The sequence below is a fragment of the Mycolicibacterium sp. MU0053 genome (assembly GCF_963378095.1).
GTDB classification, from domain to species: domain Bacteria; phylum Actinomycetota; class Actinomycetes; order Mycobacteriales; family Mycobacteriaceae; genus Mycobacterium; species Mycobacterium burgundiense.
Genome location: NZ_OY726397.1, coordinates 4,047,952 through 4,068,701 on the forward strand (window position 1 = coordinate 4,047,952; position 20,750 = coordinate 4,068,701).

The following is a 20,750-nucleotide window of genomic DNA, read 5'->3' on the forward strand; positions in this document are numbered from 1 at the left end:
CTCAACAGCTCAGACCCGTTGGACGTACTCGGCGGCGACGACCTTCCGGTCCGTCCCGATCCCGAGTTCGCGGCGCGACTGCGGCGACGGCTGGAATCGGCGCTGGCACTACCCCCAGGAAGCGAAGGAGTTGAAATGAGTGGCACAGATACCGTCCTTGCCGACCTCGGCACCCAAGAACCGGCCCCGCCACCGTTCGTGGTCCCACGTCCGGCAGCACTGCCGTATTTGAGCGTCCCCGATGCGCGGCGCGCGTTGCAGTGGTACGTCGACGCATTCGGCGCCGTGCGCATCGGCGAGCCGATTGTCATGGACGACAACAGGATCGGGCATGCGGAGCTGGGCATCGGCGGCGGCGTGCTCTACCTCGCCGACGATTTCCCCGAACTGGGCCTGCGCGCACCGGCCGCCGGCGCGACGTCGGTGAGCCTGATGTTGCCGGTCGCCGATCCCGACGCGGTCCTCGACCGGGCCCGCGCCAACGGCGCCACCGTCGCCCGCGAGATCGAGGAAGCCCACGGCTCGCGCGGTGCGACCATCATCGACCCGTTCGGCCACCGCTGGATGATCACCGGTCCGATGCGCGGCGCGGCGATGCCGATCCGGCACGGCGACGTCGGCTACGTGTCGCTGTGGACCCCCGACGCCGCTCGTGCCGCCGCGTTTTACCAGCACGTGCTGGGCTGGGTCGTGGACCCCGCCTACCACCGGGTGACCAGCACCGCCGAACCCGTCGGCATCTTCGAGGCGGCAGGACCGCCGACGCTGTTCTGCAGCTACGCGGTCGCCGATCTGTCCGCCGCGCGCGCGGCCATCCTGGACGCCGGCGGGACCGTCGGTGAGACGCGGCAGTTCCCGTTCGGCCCGGTGCTCGATGCCACCGACCCGCAGGGAATGGCGTTCGCGGTGTTCGAACCCACCACCGAGATCGGCCGGCCCGCGCTGAACGGCGCTGGGCCCGGCGAGCTTTCGTACATCACGCACTCCGTGCCGGATGCCCGCGTCAGCCGCGACTTTTACGGCCGGGTCTTGCACTGGAGCTTCGAATCCGGTCGGGTCGACGACGGGTGGGCGGTGCTCGGCTGCCACCCGATGACCGGCATCGGCGGCGGCGCCGAGACGGCGACCATCGTGCCGATGTGGACCGTCGACGACATCGACGCCGCGGTGGTGCGGGTGCGCGAGGCCGGCGGCAGCGTGCTGCAGGAGCCGACGCGGCAGGACTACGGGATGATGGCCGAATGCGCCGACGATCAGGGCGCGCGGTTCTACCTGGGGCAGTTCTAGCGGCACCTGGGCGGCGCGAGCGTGCGCAGACCCGCGATTTTCCACGGCGTGTCGGCCGGGAACACGCCCGCTCGCGGCAAAGGGGGGTGGCGGGTCGGCGTCAGCCCAGGACGTCCGAGATCGGCGCGCCCGCGGCGATCTTGGACCTGGCCTTCATCACCTTGCCCGGCATGCCGCCGCCGACCACACCGGCCACGACACCGTCGCGCTCGTAATAGGCCAGAAACTTGCGGCCGTCGTCCTCGACGATGTGGACGGTGTCGTCGGCCTCCGGCTCGCCGAGGCACTGGATCTTGACGTCGTACTGATCGCTCCAGAAGTACGGCACCACCACGGCGTTGGGCGGCTCCTGGCCCAGCAGCACCGGCACCAGCACCCGGGCCTGCTCGGCCACATTGCTCCAATGCTCAACGCGGGATTGGTGTCCCGTGGCGTCCCGCCACGACGCGACGTCACCGAGCGCCCAGACGTGCGGCGCGCTGGTGGCCCCGACGTTGTCGCAGACCACGCCGTTGTCCACGGCGATTCCGCTGCCCTCGAGCCAATCGGTGTTCGGCCGCGAACCGATTCCGACCACCACCAGGTCGGCGTCGAACTCGGTGCCGTCGGACAGCACGACCTTGCGCACCTTGGTGTCGCCGGAGACCTCGGTCACCCCGACACCGGTGCGGACGTCGACCCCTTCCGCGCGATGCAACCGGGTGACCAGGGCGCCGATCTGGGTGCCGAGCACCGAGGCCAATGGCTCGGGCTGCGGCTCGACCAGCACCACCTCGACGTTGAGCGTGCGTAGGCTGGCGGCCACCTCACAGCCGATGAAACCCGCGCCGACGATGACCGCGCGCTGCGCCGAACCGGCCTGCCGGCGCAGCGCCTGACTCTCGTCGTAGTTGCGCAGCACGTGGATGCCGTCCAGCTCGGGGAACGACGGGATGCGCCGCGGCACCAGGCCGGTGGCGATGATCAACTCGTCGTAGCCGATTTCGGTGCCGTCGGCCAGGGTCAGCGTCGAGGCGTCGGTGTCGACCCCGGTCGCGGCCGAACCCAGCAGCAGCGTGATGTTGTGCTCGTCGTAGTACTCACGGGGCCTCAGCGTCACGTCCGCGAAGTCGTGGCTGTCCTTGTGCAGGACGTCCTTGGACAGCGGGGGCCGGTCATACGGCAGGTGCGTCTCGTCGCTGACGATGACGATCTCACCGGTGTGCTCGGCTCGGCGCAGCTGTTCAGCCACCCGTGTGGCGGCCAACCCGCCGCCGACGACCACTACTTTTGCTTGCGTCTTATCCTGCATTGCTTCCTGCGCCACGAGCACTGTTCTTACACGATGACCCGGGCGCATGGCCCGCCACCCTGCCCTACGCGGGCCGGGCGACATCAGCGGTCGGGGCGGCCCCGGTCGATGATGTTGGACAACACCACAATGCTCTCGCTGCGCTCGATGTCGGCGCTGGAACGGATCCGCTCCAGCGCGGCCTCCAGATGACGCATGTCGCGGGCCAACACGTGCAAGATCGCGTCCGCGGTTCCGGTGACGGTGGCGGCGCTGATCACCTCCGGAATGTCCAGCCACGCCTGACGGAGCCGGTCCGGGGCGATGGTGCCGTGACAGTAGACCTGTACATAGGCCTCGGTGCCCCACCCCAGCGCATTGCGGTCGACGACCGTGGTGAACCCGCGGATGACCCCGCTGTCGAGCATGCGGTCCACGCGCCGCTTCACCGCTGACGCCGAGAGGTTCACCCGCAGTCCGATCTCGGCGAACGTCGCCCGGGCATGGTCGGCGAGTTCGAGCAGGATCCGCTCATCCGCCTCGTCGAGCCGGTCCACGGCCATCCTCCGCAATAGATCTACGCAATTCTCACTTATGCGCAACGGATCGTACCCCGAAACGCATGACAGATCGATTGTTTGCGTGTGTAGACCGCAATACCATCGATCTATGTCGCTTTCGGAGGTCTCGGCGCCCGGCTACCCGCCCGAACCCGACGTCGCTGCGCCGCCGTGGCGCCGCCGGGCCCGCACCCGCCACTACGCGATGACCCCACCCACCTACTTCGCAGTGCACTACGCCATCAACCCGTGGATGGACACCGGCACCCCGGTGAACACCGAACTGGCGCTGGCCCAATGGGATCGGCTGCGGCAGACGTATGTCGATCTCGGCCACACGGTGGATCTGATCGAACCGCGACCAGGACTGCCCGACATGGTTTACGCCGCCAACGGCGGGCTCATCATCGGGGACCGCGCGGTGGTCGCGCGGTTCAAGTATCCGCAGCGCACCGGCGAGGCGCGCGCCCACGCGCGGTGGATGAGCGCGCGCGGCCATCCCCCGACGCGGACTCGACATCGCAACGAGGGCCAGGGCGACCTGCTGGTCGTCGGGTCGATGATCCTGGCGGGTACGGGCTTTCGCACCGACGTCGAGGCGCACGACGAAATCGCCGCGGCCTTCGGGCTTCCCGTGCACACCCTGACGTTGGTCGATCCGCGCTTCTACCACCTCGACACCGCGCTGACCGTGCTCGACGACACCACCGTCGCCTATTACCCGCCGGCGTTCACCGCTGCCTCGCGGGACCGGCTGTGCGCCCTCTTCCCGGACGCCATCGAGGTCGGCAGCGCCGACGCCTACGCGCTGGGTCTCAACGCGGTCTCCGACGGCAGGCACGTCGTCCATCCCGTCGCGGCAACCGGTTTCGCCGACCAGTTGCGGGCGGCTGGATTCGTGCCGATCGGCGTCGACCTGTCGGAGTTGCTCAAGGGCGGCGGCTCGGTGAAATGCTGCACGCTGGAGCTGTTTTCGTAGCCGCCGCGCTGCTCAGTACTTCATCACGCCGCGGTCGACCGCGATCTGCGAGCCCGAGATCGTCATCGACGCGTCGTCGGCCAGCCAGGCCACCACATTGGCCACCTCTTCGGGGGCCATGAACTCCTGCAAGCCCGGTTTGCCATCGCGGGCAACGGGTTTGAGCGGCATGGGCGCAAAACTGTGCAGGAAGCTCGGATACTTGGTGAAGATCTCCGCCATGGCCTCCGGCTCGATCATCGGCGTTTGGATCGAGTAGGGATGGATGGAGTTCACCCGAATACCGAACTCGCCGGCCTCCAGCGCCAGCGCGTTGGTCAACGCCACCAGGCCGTGCTTCGACGCGGCATAGTGCGCGTTGCCCGGGGTGGCCTTCAACCCCGCCGACGAGCTGACGATGATGATCGATCCGCCGTTGCCGGCCTCGATCATCGCCGGCAGCGCCGCCTTGATCGTGCGCCAGGTGCCGTTGAGGTTCACGTCGATGACGGTGTCCCAGGCCTCTTCGGACAACTCCCAGATCCGGCCCCAGCTGAGGATTCCGGCGTTGGCCACGACGATGTCGAGTCGGCCGAATTGCGCGACGGCATCGGCCACCACCTCCTGCTGGGCGGCCAGGTCGCGGATGTCGACTTCGCGGGCGAGCACCTTGCGGCCGGTCGCCTCGACCTCGCGGACCGTCTCGGCGAGGTCGTCGGCGGTGGGCATCGGGTAGGTCACCGTGTCCGACACCGGCTTACAGACGTCGATCGCGACGATGTCGGCGCCCTCGGCGGCCAATCGCACGGCGTGCGCGCGGCCTTGGCCGCGGGCGGCCCCGGTCACAAACGCCACGCGGCCGTCCAGAGGTCCTGCTGCCGTCATCGCGGTTCCTTTCCAGTGGCGCGAACGTGCGCAGATCCGAACATCTGCGCGGCGTGTCGGCCGGGGACCCGCACGCTCGCGGGAGTGGGGGTTGTCGTGGTCAGGCTAACAGCAGAACTAGAACGCGTTCTAGCCGCTCGGCCATTCAGTGAAAAGCGAAATGGCGCCCACCCTTGCGGGTGAGCGCCATTTCGTGTGCGGTACGGGAACTAGATCACTTGACGATCTTGGTAACCCGGCCGGCGCCGACGGTACGGCCGCCCTCGCGGATCGCGAAGCGCAGGCCCTCGTCCATGGCGACGGGCTGGATCAGCTTGACCGTGATGTCGGTGTTGTCACCGGGCATCACCATCTCGGTGCCCTCCGGCAGCGTCACCACACCGGTCACGTCCGTGGTGCGGAAGTAGAACTGCGGCCGGTAGTTGTTGAAGAACGGCGTGTGACGGCCGCCCTCATCCTTGGCGAGGATGTAGACGCTGCCCTCGAAATCGGTGTGCGGCGTGGTGGTGCCGGGCTTGACCACAACCTGGCCACGCTCGACGTCCTCACGCTTGATGCCGCGCAGCAGCAGACCGACGTTGTCGCCGGCCTGACCCTGATCGAGCAGCTTGCGGAACATCTCGACACCGGTCACCGTCGACTTGATGGTGTCCGGGCGGATGCCGACGATCTCGACTTCCTCGTTCACGTTGACAATGCCGCGCTCCACCCGACCGGTCACCACGGTGCCGCGGCCGGTGATCGTGAAGACGTCCTCAACGGGCATCAGGAACGGCTTCTCGGTTTCGCGGACCGGGTCCGGAATCGAGTCGTCGACGGCCTGCATCAGGTCCTCGATGGACTTGACCCACTTCGGGTCGCCCTCGAGGGCCTTCAGCGCCGAAATCGGGATGACCGGGGCTTCTTCGTCGAAGTCCTGGGCGGCCAGCAGTTCGCGGACCTCCATCTCGACCAGTTCCATGATCTCTTCATCGTCAACCATGTCGGCCTTGTTCAGCGCGACGAGGATGTACGGCACACCAACCTGACGGGCGAGCAGAACGTGCTCGCGAGTCTGCGGCATGGGGCCGTCGGTGGCCGCCACGACCAGGATCGCACCGTCCATCTGCGCCGCGCCGGTGATCATGTTCTTGATGTAGTCGGCGTGACCGGGTGCGTCGACGTGCGCGTAGTGGCGCTTGTCGGTCTGGTACTCCACGTGGGAGATGTTGATCGTGATACCACGAGCCTTCTCCTCGGGAGCCTTGTCGATCTGATCGAAGGCAAAACTCTCGTTGAGATCCGGGAACTTGTCGTGCAGGACCTTGGTGATCGCTGCAGTCGTGGTGGTCTTGCCGTGGTCGACGTGACCGATGGTGCCGATGTTCACGTGCGGCTTGGTCCGCTCGAACTTCGCCTTCGCCACTTCTGTGTCCTCCTGGACTTGTTGGTGCTTTTACATAAGCATTTGTTGATGATTTTCAGTTGTGTGGTCCGCGACCACGGGATAGTACTCGCCGGAGGCGTTTACTCGCCCGTCGCCTTCGCGCTGCTTAACGCTCGGCTCCGTGCTCCGCTCGCTGCGCTCACTCGCCCGTCGCCTTCGCGATGATCTCCTTCGAAACCTGTGCCGGTACTTCGGCATAGGAGTCGAACACCATGGAGTAGTTTGCCCGGCCCTGGGTCTTCGACCGAAGGTCGCCGACATAGCCGAACATCTCCGACAACGGCACCAGCGCCTTGACGACGCGCGCACCGCTGCGCTCCTCCATGGCCTGGATCTGACCACGGCGGGAGTTCAGGTCGCCGATCACGTCACCCATGTAGTCCTCCGGGGTGATGACCTCGACGGCCATGATCGGTTCCAGGATGACCGGCTGAGCTTGTGCCGCAGCTTTTTTCATGACCTGGGAACCAGCGATCTTGAAGGCCATCTCCGACGAGTCGACGTCGTGGTAGGCGCCGTCGAGCAGGGTGAGCTTGAGGTTCACCAGCGGGTAGCCGGCCAACACGCCGTACTGCATGGCGTCCTGCGCACCGGCGTCCACCGACGGGATGTACTCGCGCGGGATGCGGCCACCGGTGACCTTGTTGTCGAACTCGTAAGTCGCGCCGTCCTCGCCGACGAAGGGTTCGATGCTGACGAGCACCTTCGCGAACTGGCCCGAGCCACCCGTCTGCTTCTTGTGGGTGAACTCGACCTTCTCGACCTTGCGCTTGATCGTCTCGCGGTAGGCCACCTGCGGCTTGCCGACGTTGGCCTCGACCTTGAACTCGCGGCGCATGCGGTCCACCAGGATGTCCAGGTGCAACTCGCCCATGCCGCCGATGATGGTCTGGCCGGTCTCGTGGTCTTGGTTGACCTTGAAGGTCGGGTCTTCCTCGGCGAGCTTCTGGATCGCCAGGCTCAGCTTCTCCTGGTCGCTCTTGGTCTTGGGCTCGATGGCGACCTGGATCACCGGATCCGGGAAGGTCATCGACTCCAGCACGACCTGCTGCGCGGCGTCGCTGAGGGTGTCACCCGTGGTGGTGTCCTTGAGCCCGATCACCGCGTAGATGTGACCGGTGGACGCCGACTCGACCGGGTTCTCCTTGTTGGCGTGCATCTGGAACAGCTTGCCGAAGCGCTCCTTCTTGCCCTTGGTCGCGTTGACGACCTGGGCGCCGGAGTCGACCTTGCCGGAGTACACCCGGATGTAGGTCAGCTTGCCGAAGAACGGGTGCGTGGCGACCTTGAAGGCCAGCGCCGAGAAGGGCTCGTCGATGGACGGCTTGCGGAGGATGATTTCCTCCTCCTTGCCGGGCGCGTGGCCTTCGGCAGCGGCAACATCGAGCGGGGTGGGCAGATAGTCGACGACCGCGTCGAGCATCGTCTGCACACCCTTGTTCTTGAACGCGCTGCCGCACAGCACCGGGTAGATCTCGGAGTTGACGGTCAACTTGCGGATGCCGCCCTTGATCTCCTCGACCGTGAGCTCCTCGCCACCGAAATACTTCTCCAGCAGCGCCTCATCGGTCTCGGCGACGGTCTCGAGCAGCTTGGTGCGGTACTCCTCGGCCTTCTCCACCAACTCGGCGGGAATGTCGACCACGTCGTACTTCTCGCCCATCTTGGCGTCGGCGCTCCACACCTTGGCCTTCATCTCGACGAGGTCGACCACGCCCTGGAAGTCGTTCTCGGCGCCGATCGGCAACTGGATCGGAATCGCACGGGCGCCGAGGCGCTCCTCCATGGTGCGCACCGAGAAGTAGAAGTCCGCGCCCAGTTTGTCCATCTTGTTGACGAAGCAGATGCGCGGTACGTCGTACTTGTCGGCCTGGCGCCACACCTGCTCGGACTGCGGCTCCACACCTTCCTTGCCGTCGAAGACGGCGACGGCACCGTCGAGCACCCGCAGCGATCGCTCCACCTCGACGGTGAAGTCGACGTGCCCGGGGGTGTCGATGATGTTGATCTGGGTGCCATTCCAGAAACACGTCACCGCTGCGGAGGTGATGGTGATCCCACGCTCCTGCTCCTGCTCCATCCAGTCGGTGGTGGAGGCGCCGTCGTGAGTCTCACCGATCTTGTAGTTGACTCCGGTGTAGAACAGGATCCGCTCGGTGGTCGTGGTCTTACCGGCATCGATGTGCGCCATGATGCCGATGTTGCGGACCTTGTTCAGGTCGGTCAGCACGTCTTGTGCCACGCTAAATTCCCACTCTTTCGCTTGCGTAGTTAGGTGCGGTGATGGCGGCCGACGGGTCCGTGAAGCCCCTCCGACACCACATCACCAGCGGTAGTGCGCGAAGGCCCGGTTCGCCTCAGCCATCTTGTGGACATCCTCGCGACGCTTGACAGCGGCGCCCAGTCCGTTGCTGGCGTCGAGAAGCTCGTTCGCCAACCGTTCGACCATCGTCTTCTCGCGGCGAGCCTTCGAGAAAGTGACCAACCAACGCAGCGCGAGGGTCGTCGAGCGCTCCGGACGAACCTCGACCGGCACCTGGTAGGTGGCGCCACCGACGCGGCGGCTGCGCACCTCGAGGGCCGGCTTGACGTTGTCCATCGCGCGCTTGAGCGTGATCACCGGATCGGTGCCCGTCTTGTCGCGAGCCTGCTCGAGCGCACCGTAAACAATGCGTTCGGCCAGCGATTTCTTCCCGTCCACGAGAACCTTGTTCACCAGCTGGGTGACCAGCTGGGAACCGTAGACCGGATCATTGACCAGCGGCCGCTTCGGCGCGGGGCCTTTGCGTGGCATTAGCTCTTCTCCTTCTTGGCGCCGTAACGGCTGCGGGCCTGCTTGCGGTTCTTGACACCCTGGGTATCCAGCGAGCCGCGAATGATCTTGTAGCGCACGCCGGGCAGGTCCTTCACACGACCGCCACGCACCAGCACCATGGAGTGCTCCTGCAAGTTGTGGCCCTCGCCCGGGATGTAGGCGGTGACCTCGACGCCGGTCGTCAACTTGACGCGCGCCACCTTACGAAGCGCCGAGTTCGGCTTCTTCGGGGTCGTCGTATACACGCGAGTGCACACGCCGCGACGCTGCGGGCTGCCCTTGAGGGCCGCGGTCTTCACCTTGGCCGCCTTGTCGTGGCGCCCTTTGCGGACCAGCTGGTTGATGGTTGGCATGTACCGGCTTTCTCTGCTTCTACTTCTGTGCTGTCACTTCTAGGTCTGTGTACTGCGGTTATGCCCCGGTCGCTTACCCCGCTACCGGGCGTGTCGCACGCGCCTAATGCAGAAAAATGCATTTCTTGCACTGCGAATCGGCCGGCGTGCGCCGCGCGCACCTGCTTTTTTACAGCCGCGTACGCCCCTGTCGACCAGGCACGAGCTACCACAATACCAGTCCGGCGCACCCCGACAAAACTTGCTCGACAGCAACCTTATTGCAGGTCAGCACGCGGGCTAACGGCGGTGCTCCAGCCCGGTCGTCAACCGGAGCACCATGTCGGAGAACACGGCGTCGGTGTCCACGTCATCCATGACGCCGGTCATTTCCAACAGTACGAAGCCATGCATCGCCGACCAGAACTCGAGGGCCGCATAGAACGCTTCCTCCCCCTCGAGTCCATAGGAGCCCAGCACGGCGATCACCGGACCGGCCGCGTCCTTGGTGGCCGCGGTGTATTCGGGGTCGTCATCCCCGAACGGCATCCGGGTGAAAGCCGAGTATCGCCCCGGGTGGTGATGCGCATAGCTGCGGTAGGCACCCGCCATCACCAGGACCGCGTCGTCGCGGGTACGGCCCTCCCCCACGGTGTTGAGCATTTCGATGATGTCGCCGATGACCCGCATCCGCACGGTACGGCGCAGATCGTCGAGGCTGTGCACATGGTTGTAGAGCGACGGGCCCTTGGTGCCGAGGTGATTCGCCAGCGCGTTGATGGTCAACGCATCCCAGCCCTCCCGGTCGAGGAAGTTCAGCGCCGCGTTGACGATGACGTCCCGGCTGAGCTTGGTGGACCGCGTCGGTGAGCGTCCGGCGGTACGCGACCGCCCACCCGCCTCGGACGTGTCAGGTCCTGCGGCCATGATCGGATCCTCACCTTGATTTGTGGTCCACGGGCGCCGGTCTGCACGCGCCTGGGTCAGCGATGAACTCTAATGGACCCGACCGGAACTCTGTCGGGACCGTCACCGCTCAACGTAGGCTCCCCCTACACGCGGCGACAGCGAGGCCGGCAACGCGCGGCTACCGCAGATCTGGAGGCAACACGTGACGAGGGCTAGCTGGGCGACCGCTGCGGCGGCGGCGGCGTTGTTGACCGGTATTGCTGCGCCGGCGACCGCACACGCCAACTATGACGTCCACATCACCGGCGTCGGCGTCACCCAGACGGTGGACTGCAACGGCGGAACCCTGTTCGTCAACGGTGCCAGCAATACGATCACCGCGCTCGGGACCTGCTGGGCGGTCACCGTCCAGGGCTCGACCAACACCGTCGTCGCCGACCACGTGGTCCATGACATCACCGTGTACGGCTGGGATCAGACGGCGTACTTCAAGGACGGCAGCCCGGCCTTGATCGACCGCGGCCGAGAGTTGGGCATGACCAACCGACTGGAACGCGTTCCGGCCTGAGTCCCGTGCACCGCGTTTCCTGTGTGGCGGCCCTGGTGGCGGTGGGCGCCTGGGGCCTGATCGGCTGCGGCTCCGATGCCGCGCCCGAGTCCGACCCCACCGCATCCGTCACGTCCACGGCGATGGCGCCGACCACCAGTGGCAGCGCGCTGCACTACAGCTCGTTCGGCACCGAGGCCGACATCGACTGTGGCGATGGCAGGCCGCTGAACATCGCCGGGTCGAACAACACCCTCTCCGTGACCGGCAGTTGCGCCTCGGTCAGCGTGACCGGCGCCGACAACCGGGTCCACCTCGAGAAGGTCACCGATTCCCTGGCGGTGGGCGGCCTGAACAACACCGTGGTCTACGACGACGGCGAGCCCGACGTCGTCAATTCCGGCACCGGCAACAACATCCGGCGAGCCTGACGACCCAGCGCCTCAGGCGCGCCGGCCGTGTCGGCCCGCCCCGTCGGCGAACCGCTTGGCGCCGGCCAGCGACTCGGCAGAAACCCGCGACAGGCTGCCGAACTCCTGGTCCATGGCCGCCGCCTCCGGCATTCCCCACTGGTCGCAGGCCGAGCGTCGGTCGGCGCGCAGACATTGCTGCGGCAGCGCCGCGAGTTCGGCGGCCACCGCCTCGGCCGCTTCGCGGGCCGATCCGCGCGGCACGACGCGGTTGGCCAACCCGATGGCCAGCGCCTCGCGCGCGTCGACCGCGCGGCCGGTCAGGATCATGTCCATCGCCCGGCTGTGCCCGATCAACCGCGGCAACCGGACCGTGCCGCCGTCGATCAGGGGCACCCCCCACCGGCGGCAGAACACCCCGAAGACCGCGTCCTCCTCCGCGACGCGCAGATCGCACCACAGCGCGAGTTCCAGACCGCCGGCCACCGCGTGGCCGCTCACCGCGGCGATCACCGGCTTGGACAGGTTCATCCGGGTCGGCCCCATCGGGCCAGGCCCGTCGCGGTGGGTCTGATTCATCTCCGGCGTGCCGAAGGCCTTCAGATCGGCACCGGCGCAAAAGGTTCCGCCGTCGCCCCACAGCACCGCCACCGACGCGGTGTCGTCGGCCTCGAACTCCTTGAACGCGGCGAATAGTTCAGTGGCTGCCGGACCGTTGACCGCATTGCGGGCCTGCGGCCGGTTCATGATCACCGTGGTGACCGCGCCGCTTCGCTCGACCCGCACGCCTGCACTCATGTCGTGGCCTCCTGTAGGGAATCGATCGGGTCCCGGCGCGCGGCCAACTCGGCCGCGAACGCGGCGTACGACCGCCGCAGCGCGGCGCCGGGCCAGTCGGTCGGCAACAACTCTTCGGGCAGCACCGGGTCGGTCAGCAGGTGGCGCACCATGGCGGCGGCGACCACGAAGCGGCCGGGAACATCAGCGGCGGTGGACATCTCACCGATCAGCCAGTGGCCCTCGCGGGCCCATCCGGGCAGGTCCCAGAGTGCCGCGGTCAACTGTCGCGGTTCGGCGTCGCGGCTGTGCAGGATCCGCACCCGGTGCAGCACCGCCGGGTCCAGCTCGGCATCAAGATTGTCCGGGCGTAACCACACCCCCTCGCGGAGCTCACCGAAGCGGCTGTCCTGCAGGGTCTTACGGAACTCGGACCGAGAACGGGCGTCGCCGCCGACGCCGGTCACCACCAGCGTGGTCCAGTCGCCGTTCCAGTCCCGCCAGCGCGGGGACAGCGCGGCGTCCTGTCGGGCCTGGCGCGTCAACAACCGATCCGAGAGCCGGTATCCGTCCGCGGAACGTACCAGGTCACCGGCGCCGACCATGCGGGTCAGCGCCACCCGCAGGGTGGACTCCCGGATGCCGAAATCCGCGGTGAGACGGATCAACTCGGCCGCCGAGGCCCAGGCCGGATGCGCCCCGAGCAGCACCGAGAGCACGACCGAGCGGGCGGCCAGCCGCGGCAATGCGCCCACCTCACACTCCCGAGGTTCGGCGGCCGAGGTCGCCGCGCGGTTCGTCGCGATGCCGGACGGCCTCGCGGAACCCGTGGGCCACGGCATCGGCAACGAAGTCGTGCCCCTCCGGCGTGTGCCGGGCGATCCCGTCGAACACCGTACCGACCATCCGACTGGTGGCGATCCCCTGCTGCCACAGCGCGGTGTTGCACGCCAGTTTCGCCATGATCAATTGGTTCAGCGGCATCGACGCGATCCGTTCCACCAGGCGTTCGGTGCGTTCGTCGAGGTCGGCCGCGGCGGGCGCTTCGATCGCCAGTCCCCATTCGGCGGCCTGGGTCCCGGAGAGGCAATCACCGGTGAACAGCAGCCGCTTGGCCCGCTGATCCCCGAGCCGGTGCGCCCACAACCCGGCGGCGGGCACGCCCCACACCCGCATCGGCGGATAGCCGATCTTGGCATCCGCGGCCGCGATCACCTGATCGGCGTGCAGCGCGATGTCCGTGCCGCCGGCAATGCAGTAGCCGTGGATCTTGACCACGGTCGGCTTGTCGGCGTGCATCAGGCTGGCAAAGCCCCGGACGAATCGGCTCATCATCTGATAGTCGATCATCGGGTCCCAGGGTTGATCCGGCCGATGGTTGATCGCCTGGGTCTTACCGGACAGCACGGTGCCGGCGTATCGCCCCGAGGCGCCGGCCGAGGTGCTGCCGTCGGCGTAGGCGCTCAGATCGAAGCCGCCGCAGAACCCGTCCCCGCGGCCCGAGACCAAGATGACGTGGACGCCGGGGTCCAGGTCGGCGCGTTCCACCAGCGCCGCCAATTCCAGTGGGGTGTCGGCGATGATCGCGTTGCCGGTCTCGGGGCGGTTGAACGTGATGCGCGCGATTCGACCGGTGACCTCATAGGTCATGGTCTTGAGGTTGTCGAAGTCGACCGCGGTCGGTCCGGGTCGGCCGCTCACCCCTTCACCAAGGCCCGCTCGAGGATCGGGGCGACATCCAGGCCGGCGGGCAGCGTGCCGTAGGCACCGCCCCACTGACCGGCCAGCCGGGTCGCGAGGAACGCCTCGGCGACGGCCGGATGGCCGTGCCGGACCAGCAGCGCGCCCTGCATGGCGAGCGCGATGTCCTCGGCGACCTTGCGGGCCCGGAATTCGATGGTCTCCAACTCGCCGAGTTGCTGCTTGAGACCGGCGATGTGGGCGTCCAACCGGGGATCCGAGCCGGCCGCCTGGCCGAGGTCGTCGAACAGCACCTCGACGGATTCCGGTCGAGTTGTCATGGCGCGCAGCGTGTCCAGCGCGCTGACGTTGCCGGAGCCTTCCCAGATGCCCATCAGCGGTGCCTCCCGGTACAACCGCGGCAGGCCGGAATCCTCCACGTAGCCGTTGCCGCCCAGACACTCCATGGCCTCGGCCGCGTGTTCGGTCGCACGTTTGCACACCCAGTATTTGGCGGCCGGTAGGCCGATGCGGCGCAGCAGCGCCTCGCGTTCGTCACCGCCCGCCGCGCGGTCCGTGGCACCGGCCATCCGCATCGCCACCATGGTGGCGGCCTCGGCCTCGACAGCCATGTCGGCCACGACGTTTCGCATGAGCGGTTGATCGATCAGGTACGCGCCGAAGGCCTTGCGGTGCGCCACGTGATGGATCGCCCGGGCCAGCCCGGAGCGCATGCTGGTGGCGCTGCCCAGCGCGCAGTCCAGCCGGGTCAGGTTGACCATCTCGATGATGGTCGGCACGCCGCGGCCCTCCTCGCCGACCAGCCAGGCGGTGGCACCGTCGTACTCGACCTCGCTGGAGGCGTTCGCATGGTTGCCTAGTTTGTCCTTGAGCCGCTGCAGGAACATTCGGTTGCGGCTGCCGTCCGGCAGTACCCGGGGCAGGAAGAAGCACGACAGCCCGCCGGGGGCCTGGGCCAGCACCAGGAAGATGTCGCACATCGGCGCCGAGGTGAACCATTTGTGCCCGGTGAGCCGGTAGCTGCCGTCGCCTTTCGGGACGGCCTCGGTGGTGCCGGCCCGGACATCGGAACCGCCCTGCTTCTCGGTCATCGACATGCCCGCGGTGAGGCCGGGCTTCGTCGTCGGCACGGCCAGCGCGGGGTCGTAGACCCGGCTGGTCAGCAGCGGTTCGTACACCGCCGCCAGTTCCGCGTTGTGCCGCAGTGCGGGCACCACGGCGTAGGTCATCGAGATCGGGCAGATGTGCCCGGGCTCCGGCGTCCACACCGAGGTCTTACCGGCACGCACCACATGGGCCCCGGCCCGGTCGTCGGCCCACGGCGCGGCATGCAGACCGTGCCCGACCGCGACGCGCATCAACTCGTGATAGGCCGGGTCGTACTCGACCTCGTCGAGCCGATGCCCGTAGCGGTCGTGGGTGTGCAGAATCGGCCGGTTCCGGTCGGCGAGTTCGCCCCAGCGCTGCGCCTCGGCGCTGCCGGACCGGGCCCCGAGCTCGGTGATCTCGTCCAGGCCCCATTCGCCGCCCTCACGGATGAGTGCCTCGATGAGCACCGGCGAGGCCGCCGGGTTGTGGTCCTGCAGTGGCGGCACCTGATTGGTGACGATATGGGTATCCGACATGCGCCCAGTGTTACATTTTTTCTACGTCTGGACAATAGATGTAATAGGGCGGCTACGGGTCCGGCGGGGCAGCCGTGGCGTGCGGGCTCAGCCGGTTGAGCGCGACCATCGCGATCACCGCCAACAACCAGCCGAGCAGCAGGTCCACCACGTAGTGCTCGGCCGCGTAGACCAGGGTGAAGGCCATGATGAGCACGTAGGCCGCCAACAACGGACGCCAGCCGCGGTGCACCCGGCGCCACAGGAACATCGCGATTGCCAGGCTCAACCCGGCATGCAGCGACGGGATGGCGGCCACCAGGTTCACGCTGGCCTGCCCCTGATCGATCAACGCGCGGGCGGTGTCGAGGTTGAGCTTGGCCCAACCCCGGGTCGAGATGCGCTCCACCCACGCATGCGCGCCGGGTTGGCTGGCGCTCATCGCGCCCAGGATGCCGCCGTCGGGCACGTCGCGGGCCGAGGAGAACATGCACCGCGGATCCGACGGACCGGCTTCGACGTCGGCGGCCGTGCAGCGCGCGGCCGCCCACGGCGGTGCCGCCGGGAGTACCGCGTAGATCACCAGCGCGGCGAACGAAAGCCCGACGAACAACTGCGCGAAACGTTTCCATTCATCGCGGTTGCGCAGCCACAGCACCCCGGCAATGGCGTAGGGCAGGATGAAAAAAGACATGTAGGTGGTGCTGATGACCACCTCCCACCACGGCGGATGCGGCTGTTTGAGGCGTTCCTGCAGCCACACCGTGGGCATGACCCCGAAGAACAGCCACCGGTCGGCGTCGGCCTGCCAGTGCCACAGGGTGGGCCGCCCGATCAGGTCCGCGGCACCGCGGGACAGGTCATAGACCACCAGCACCAGTGCGAACGGCAGCCAGTCCCGGATCACGTAGAGCACCTGCCGGCGGCCGATGCTGGCCGCGACCAGCCCGGTGCAGATGTAGAGCAGCAGCAGCTCGCGGTTGAAGGCCACCCCGGTGGTGGCGATCCGGTAGCCCACCACCGCAAACCAGGTGCCCAGGGCGATGCGCCGCAGCAGCGTGAGGCGCCGGTCCCGAAGCGTCGCCGCCACCTCCTCGGGTTCGCGGTCTGCGACCAAATGTTCGTCGATCGCAGACACGGGAACCTTTCGGCGGCGCGGGTGGTGCGTTCAGCCTAATTCGCCGACCAGATGCGCCGGGTTGGATTTTTGTTAACCGGTCGGCCACCCTGCCGGGCGTGGCCACCACGAAAAAGGCCCCCACCGAAGTGGGGGCCTCTTCCGAATTGAGTGACTACCGGTAGTCGCTGTACCCGTAATCGTCGAGCGGTACCGCGGCTCCGGTCGCCTGACCGAAGTCCGGGCTGTAGTACTGATCCTCGTAGGACGGGATCGTGTACGCCGCGGCGCGGGCCTCCTCGGTCGGCTGGACCGCGATGTTGCGGTACCGGTTGATGCCGGTTCCGGCCGGGATCAGCTTGCCGATGATCACGTTCTCCTTCAGACCCTGCAGCTTGTCGCTGCGGCAGTTGATCGCCGCATCGGTCAGCACGCGGGTGGTCTCCTGGAAGGACGCCGCCGACAACCACGAATCGGTGGCCAGCGAGGCCTTCGTGATGCCCATCAGCACCGGGCGGCCCGCCGCGGGCTCGCCGCCCTCGGTCACCACCCGCCGGTTCTCGGACTCGAACTCGCTGCGCTCGGTCAGCGACCCGGGCAGGAACTCCGTGGCACCCGAATCGATGATGGTGACCCGACGCAGCATCTGGCGCACGATCACCTCGATGTGCTTGTCGTGGATCGACACACCCTGAGCGCGGTAGACGTCCTGCACCTCGCCGACGAGGTGCACCTGCACCTCGCGCGGACCCATGACGCGCAGCACCTCGTGCGGGTCGGCCGAGCCTTCCATCAGCTGCTGGCCCACCTCGACGTGGTCACCGTCGGCCAGGAGCCGCTCGGAGCCGTCCTCGTGCTTGTACACCCGCAGGCGCTGACGACGGGAGAGCTTGTCGTAGACCACTTCCTCGCCGCCGTCATCCGGCACGATTGTGATCGTGTAGAACTTGTCGCTCTCCTCCAGGCGAACCCGCCCGGACACGTCGGCGATCGGGGCGCGGTTACGCGGAACGCGCGCCTCGAACAGCTCCTGCACCCGCGGCAGACCACCGACGATGTCGGTGCCGCCGGTGGTGCCACCCTGGTGGAAGGTACGCATGGTCAGCTGCGTGCCGGGCTCACCGATGGACTGGGCCGCGACGATGCCGACGGCCTCGCCGATGTCGACCAGCTTGCCGGTGGCCATCGAACGGCCGTAGCAGTACGCGCACACCCCGGTACCGGTGGTGCAGGTCAGTACCGAACGCACCTTGACCGAGGTGATCCCCGCGGCCAACAGTGCGTCGATCGCCGGGTCGCCCAGGTCGTGCCCGCGCTCGACGATCACGTTGCCCTTCTCGTCGACCGCGTCGGCGGCCAGGGTGCGGGCATACGCACTGGTCTCCACGTGCGGATCGCGAATCAGGGCCTCGGATCCGGCCTGCAACTCGGCGATGGTCACCGTGATGCCACGCTCGGTACCGCAGTCGGCCTCGCGGACGATGACGTCCTGGCTGACGTCCACCAGACGACGGGTCAGGTAACCCGAGTCGGCGGTACGCAACGCGGTGTCGGCCAGACCCTTACGGGCACCGTGGGTGTTGATGAAGTACTCCAGCACCGTCAGGCCCTCGCGGAACGAGGACTTGATGGGACGCGGGATGAACTCACCCTTCGGGTTGGTCACCAGACCCTTCATGCCGGCCAGCGTCCGGGTCTGGGTGAAGTTGCCCGTGGCGCCGGACTTCACGATCGTGATGATCGGGTTGTCGTCCGGGTAGTACGCCTCGAGCGCCTTACCGACCTCGTCGGTGGCCTCCTGCCAGATCTTGACCAGGGCCTCGTTGCGCTCACCGTGGTTGAGCGCGCCGCGCTGGTACTTCTTCTCGATCCCGTCGGCTTCCTTCTCGTACCGGTCGAGGATCTCTTCCTTCTGCGGCGGCACCAACACGTCGGCCATCGAGACCGTGACCCCGCTTCGGGTCGCCCAATGGAAACCGGCGTCCTTCAGCTTGTCGACGGTCTGTGCGACCACGATCATGGGGTAGCGCTCGGCGAGATCGTTGATGATCGCCGCCTGCACCTTCTTGTGCATCTGCTTGTTGACGAACGGATAGCTGATCGGCAGCAGTTCGTTGAACATGACGCGACCCAGCGTGGTCTCCGCGGTCCAGGCATCACCCGGCTGCCAGCCCTCGGCTCCGAACAGGTCGGCCTCGATGTCGGCCGGCGGACGCTGTTGCGTCAGCCGCACCTTGATCCGCGCCCGGACGCTCAACGCGCCGCGGTCCAGGGCCATGATGGCCTCGGCCGGCGAGCTGTAGACACCGAACTCCACCTGATCCTTGGCCGCCGGGGCGTATTCGCCGGTGTCCCCGGGAATCTCGGTGGTCAGGAAGTACAGACCGGTCACCATGTCCAGTCGGGGCATGGCCAACGGACGACCCGATGCCGGCGACAGGATGTTGTTCGACGACAGCATCAGGATGCGGGCCTCGGCCTGCGCCTCCGCGCTCAGCGGAAGGTGCACGGCCATCTGGTCACCGTCGAAGTCGGCGTTGAACGCCTCGCAGACCAGCGGGTGCAGCTGGATGGCCTTGCCCTCCACCAGCTGCGGCTCGAAGGCCTGGATGCCGAGGCGGTGCAACGTCGGCGCCCGGTTCAGCAGCACCGGGTGCTCACCGATGACCTCTTCGAGGACATCCCACACCTGCGGACGCTGACGTTCCACCATCCGCTTGGCGCTCTTGATGTTCTGCGCGTGGTTCAGGTCGACCAGGCGCTTCATCACGAACGGCTTGAACAGCTCGAGCGCCATCAGCTTGGGCAGCCCGCACTGATGCAGCTTGAGCTGCGGGCCGACCACGATGACCGAGCGGCCCGAGTAGTCGACGCGCTTGCCGAGCAGGTTCTGACGGAACCGGCCCTGCTTGCCCTTGAGCAGATCGGACAGCGACTTCAGCGGACGGTTGCCCGGCCCGGTGACCGGACGGCCGCGACGGCCGTTGTCGAACAGCGCGTCCACGGACTCCTGCAGCATCCGCTTCTCGTTGTTGACGATGATCTCGGGCGCGCCGAGGTCGATCAGCCTCTTGAGACGGTTGTTGCGGTTGATGACGCGGCGGTACAGGTCGTTGAGGTCGGAGGTGGCGAAGCGGCCACCGTCGAGCTGGACCATCGGACGCAGCTCCGGCGGGATCACCGGAACGGCGTCGAGCACCATGCCCATCGGCGAGTTGCGGTTGGTCTGGAACGCCGCAACCACCTTGAGGCGCTTGAGGGCGCGCAGCTTCTTCTGACCCTTGCCGTTGCGGATCGTGTCGCGCAGCGACTCGGCCTCGGCGTCGATGTCGAAGGTCTCGATGAGCTTCTTGATCGACTCGGCACCCATGGCGCCGGTGAAGTACTCGCCGTAGCGGTCCACGAGTTCCCGGTACAGGTTCTCGTCGACGATGAGCTGCTTGGGAGCCAGCTTGGTGAAGGTGGTCCAGATCTCGTCGAGCCGGTCCAGCTCGCGCTGGGCCCGGTCCCGGAGCTGACGCATCTCGCGCTCGCCGCCGTCGCGCACCTTGCGCTTGACGTCGGACTTGGCGCCCTCGTCCTCGAGTTCCTTCATGTCGGCCTCGAGCTTCTGCGCCCGGGCCTCCAGGTCGGCGTCGCGCTGATCCTCGACGGCCTTCTTCTCGACGACCATCTCGGCCTCGAGCGTGGACAGCTCGTTGTGGCGCATCTCGTCGTCGACCGACGTGATCACGTAGGCCGCGAAGTAGATGATCTTTTCCAGATCCTTGGGCGCCAGGTCGAGCAGATAGCCCAACCGGCTCGGCACACCCTTGAAGTACCAGATGTGGGTGACCGGCGCGGCCAGCTCGATGTGGCCCATCCGCTCACGACGCACCTTGGCGCGGGTCACCTCGACGCCGCAGCGCTCACAGATGATGCCCTTGAAGCGGACGCGCTTGTACTTGCCGCAGTAGCACTCCCAGTCGCGAGTCGGTCCGAAGATCTTCTCGCAGAACAGGCCGTCCTTCTCTGGCTTGAGCGTGCGGTAGTTGATGGTCTCCGGCTTCTTGACCTCGCCGAAGGACCAATTACGGATGTCGTCCGCGGTGGCGAGGCCAATACGGAGTTCATCGAAGAAGTTGACGTCTAGCACGTAACTCCCTTTCCCCT

Annotated in this window: 18 protein-coding genes; 4 read left to right on the forward strand and 14 right to left on the reverse strand. The window is 67.1% G+C overall.

Annotated features, from left to right (window positions below; genetic code table 11):
* The first annotated feature begins 135 nt into the window (after positions 1-135).
* Complete coding sequence (locus RCP80_RS19195) at positions 136-1,287, forward strand: VOC family protein (protein WP_308479187.1); 1,152 nt, start codon at positions 136-138, stop codon at positions 1,285-1,287.
* Positions 1,288-1,387: 100 nt separating this feature from the next.
* Here the strand turns inward: RCP80_RS19195 and RCP80_RS19200 are convergent, their stop codons facing one another.
* Positions 1,388-2,578, reverse strand: a complete 1,191-nt coding sequence (locus RCP80_RS19200) for an NAD(P)/FAD-dependent oxidoreductase (protein WP_308479188.1) — start codon at positions 2,576-2,578, stop codon at positions 1,388-1,390.
* Between the two features lie 83 nt (positions 2,579-2,661).
* Positions 2,662-3,114 (reverse strand): Rv2324 family transcriptional regulator, encoded by a 453-nt coding sequence (locus RCP80_RS19205; protein WP_308482929.1) that lies wholly within the window; start codon positions 3,112-3,114, stop codon positions 2,662-2,664.
* A gap of 112 nt (positions 3,115-3,226) precedes the next feature.
* Between RCP80_RS19205 and ddaH the strand changes: the two genes are divergently transcribed.
* A complete protein-coding gene (ddaH, locus tag RCP80_RS19210) occupies positions 3,227-4,096 on the forward strand; it encodes a dimethylargininase (protein ID WP_308479189.1) in 870 nt (289 codons plus the stop codon).
* 12 nt (positions 4,097-4,108) lie between these two features.
* On the opposite strand, the gene RCP80_RS19215 is transcribed toward ddaH, so the two are convergent.
* The 6 genes from RCP80_RS19215 to RCP80_RS19240 all read right to left on the reverse strand — a co-directional run bounded on the left by RCP80_RS19215 (position 4,109) and on the right by RCP80_RS19240 (position 10,460).
* Positions 4,109-4,960, reverse strand: coding sequence for a mycofactocin-coupled SDR family oxidoreductase (locus RCP80_RS19215; protein ID WP_308479190.1), 852 nt, complete (start codon positions 4,958-4,960; stop codon positions 4,109-4,111).
* Positions 4,961-5,174: 214 nt separating this feature from the next.
* Positions 5,175-6,365 (reverse strand): elongation factor Tu, encoded by a 1,191-nt coding sequence (gene tuf / locus RCP80_RS19220; RefSeq protein WP_308479191.1) that lies wholly within the window; start codon positions 6,363-6,365, stop codon positions 5,175-5,177.
* Positions 6,366-6,525: 160 nt separating this feature from the next.
* Positions 6,526-8,628, reverse strand: coding sequence for an elongation factor G (fusA, locus tag RCP80_RS19225; protein ID WP_308479192.1), 2,103 nt, complete (start codon positions 8,626-8,628; stop codon positions 6,526-6,528).
* A gap of 81 nt (positions 8,629-8,709) precedes the next feature.
* Positions 8,710-9,180, reverse strand: a complete 471-nt coding sequence (gene rpsG / locus RCP80_RS19230) for a 30S ribosomal protein S7 (protein ID WP_308479193.1) — start codon at positions 9,178-9,180, stop codon at positions 8,710-8,712.
* A complete protein-coding gene (gene rpsL / locus RCP80_RS19235; protein WP_308479194.1) occupies positions 9,180-9,554 on the reverse strand; it encodes a 30S ribosomal protein S12 in 375 nt (124 codons plus the stop codon). The genes rpsG and rpsL overlap by 1 nt, the downstream gene beginning before the upstream one ends.
* Before the next feature lie 279 nt (positions 9,555-9,833).
* Complete coding sequence (locus RCP80_RS19240) at positions 9,834-10,460, reverse strand: TetR/AcrR family transcriptional regulator (RefSeq protein WP_308479195.1); 627 nt, start codon at positions 10,458-10,460, stop codon at positions 9,834-9,836.
* 184 nt (positions 10,461-10,644) lie between these two features.
* Between RCP80_RS19240 and RCP80_RS19245 the strand changes: the two genes are divergently transcribed.
* Positions 10,645-11,010 carry a DUF3060 domain-containing protein gene (locus tag RCP80_RS19245; RefSeq protein ID WP_373693379.1) on the forward strand — a complete coding sequence of 122 codons (366 nt, stop codon included), beginning with the start codon at positions 10,645-10,647 and terminating at the stop codon, positions 11,008-11,010.
* Between the two features lie 23 nt (positions 11,011-11,033).
* A complete protein-coding gene (locus RCP80_RS19250; protein WP_308479197.1) occupies positions 11,034-11,420 on the forward strand; it encodes a DUF3060 domain-containing protein in 387 nt (128 codons plus the stop codon).
* A 12-nt stretch (positions 11,421-11,432) separates the two neighbouring features.
* Here RCP80_RS19250 and RCP80_RS19255 read toward each other — a convergent pair whose 3' ends face one another.
* The 6 genes from RCP80_RS19255 to RCP80_RS19280 form a co-directional block, all read right to left on the reverse strand.
* Positions 11,433-12,197, reverse strand: coding sequence for a crotonase/enoyl-CoA hydratase family protein (locus RCP80_RS19255; RefSeq protein WP_308479198.1), 765 nt, complete (start codon positions 12,195-12,197; stop codon positions 11,433-11,435).
* Positions 12,194-12,922 (reverse strand): PaaX family transcriptional regulator C-terminal domain-containing protein, encoded by a 729-nt coding sequence (locus tag RCP80_RS19260; protein WP_308482931.1) that lies wholly within the window; start codon positions 12,920-12,922, stop codon positions 12,194-12,196. Before RCP80_RS19260 ends, RCP80_RS19255 begins: the two co-directional genes overlap by 4 nt.
* A 10-nt stretch (positions 12,923-12,932) precedes the next feature.
* Positions 12,933-13,826: a crotonase/enoyl-CoA hydratase family protein gene (locus tag RCP80_RS19265; protein ID WP_373693547.1), complete on the reverse strand. Its 894-nt coding sequence runs from the start codon at positions 13,824-13,826 to the stop codon at positions 12,933-12,935.
* Between the two features lie 47 nt (positions 13,827-13,873).
* A complete protein-coding gene (locus RCP80_RS19270) occupies positions 13,874-15,502 on the reverse strand; it encodes an acyl-CoA dehydrogenase family protein (RefSeq protein ID WP_308479200.1) in 1,629 nt (542 codons plus the stop codon).
* A 52-nt stretch (positions 15,503-15,554) separates the two neighbouring features.
* Complete coding sequence (locus tag RCP80_RS19275) at positions 15,555-16,619, reverse strand: phosphatase PAP2 family protein (RefSeq protein ID WP_308479201.1); 1,065 nt, start codon at positions 16,617-16,619, stop codon at positions 15,555-15,557.
* Positions 16,620-16,773: 154 nt separating this feature from the next.
* The gene (locus RCP80_RS19280; protein WP_308479202.1) at positions 16,774-20,733 is read right to left on the reverse strand and encodes a DNA-directed RNA polymerase subunit beta'; all 3,960 of its coding nucleotides are present in this window, start codon (positions 20,731-20,733) and stop codon (positions 16,774-16,776) included.
* Positions 20,734-20,750: the final 17 nt, after the last annotated feature.

Excerpts from the sequence above, each read along its gene's own strand:
- RCP80_RS19195 (WP_308479187.1), top strand. The coding sequence starts at position 136 with ATGAGTGGCACAGATACCGTCCTTGCCGACCTCGGCACCCAAGAACCG.
- RCP80_RS19200 (WP_308479188.1), bottom strand. The coding sequence starts at position 2,578 with ATGCAGGATAAGACGCAAGCAAAAGTAGTGGTCGTCGGCGGCGGGTTG.
- ddaH (WP_308479189.1), top strand. The coding sequence starts at position 3,227 with ATGTCGCTTTCGGAGGTCTCGGCGCCCGGCTACCCGCCCGAACCCGAC.
- RCP80_RS19215 (WP_308479190.1), bottom strand. The coding sequence starts at position 4,960 with ATGACGGCAGCAGGACCTCTGGACGGCCGCGTGGCGTTTGTGACCGGG.
- rpsG (WP_308479193.1), bottom strand. The coding sequence starts at position 9,180 with ATGCCACGCAAAGGCCCCGCGCCGAAGCGGCCGCTGGTCAATGATCCG.
- rpsL (WP_308479194.1), bottom strand. The coding sequence starts at position 9,554 with ATGCCAACCATCAACCAGCTGGTCCGCAAAGGGCGCCACGACAAGGCG.
- RCP80_RS19240 (WP_308479195.1), bottom strand. The coding sequence starts at position 10,460 with ATGGCCGCAGGACCTGACACGTCCGAGGCGGGTGGGCGGTCGCGTACC.
- RCP80_RS19255 (WP_308479198.1), bottom strand. The coding sequence starts at position 12,197 with ATGAGTGCAGGCGTGCGGGTCGAGCGAAGCGGCGCGGTCACCACGGTG.
- RCP80_RS19265 (WP_373693547.1), bottom strand. The coding sequence starts at position 13,826 with ATGACCTATGAGGTCACCGGTCGAATCGCGCGCATCACGTTCAACCGC.
- RCP80_RS19270 (WP_308479200.1), bottom strand. The coding sequence starts at position 15,502 with ATGTCGGATACCCATATCGTCACCAATCAGGTGCCGCCACTGCAGGAC.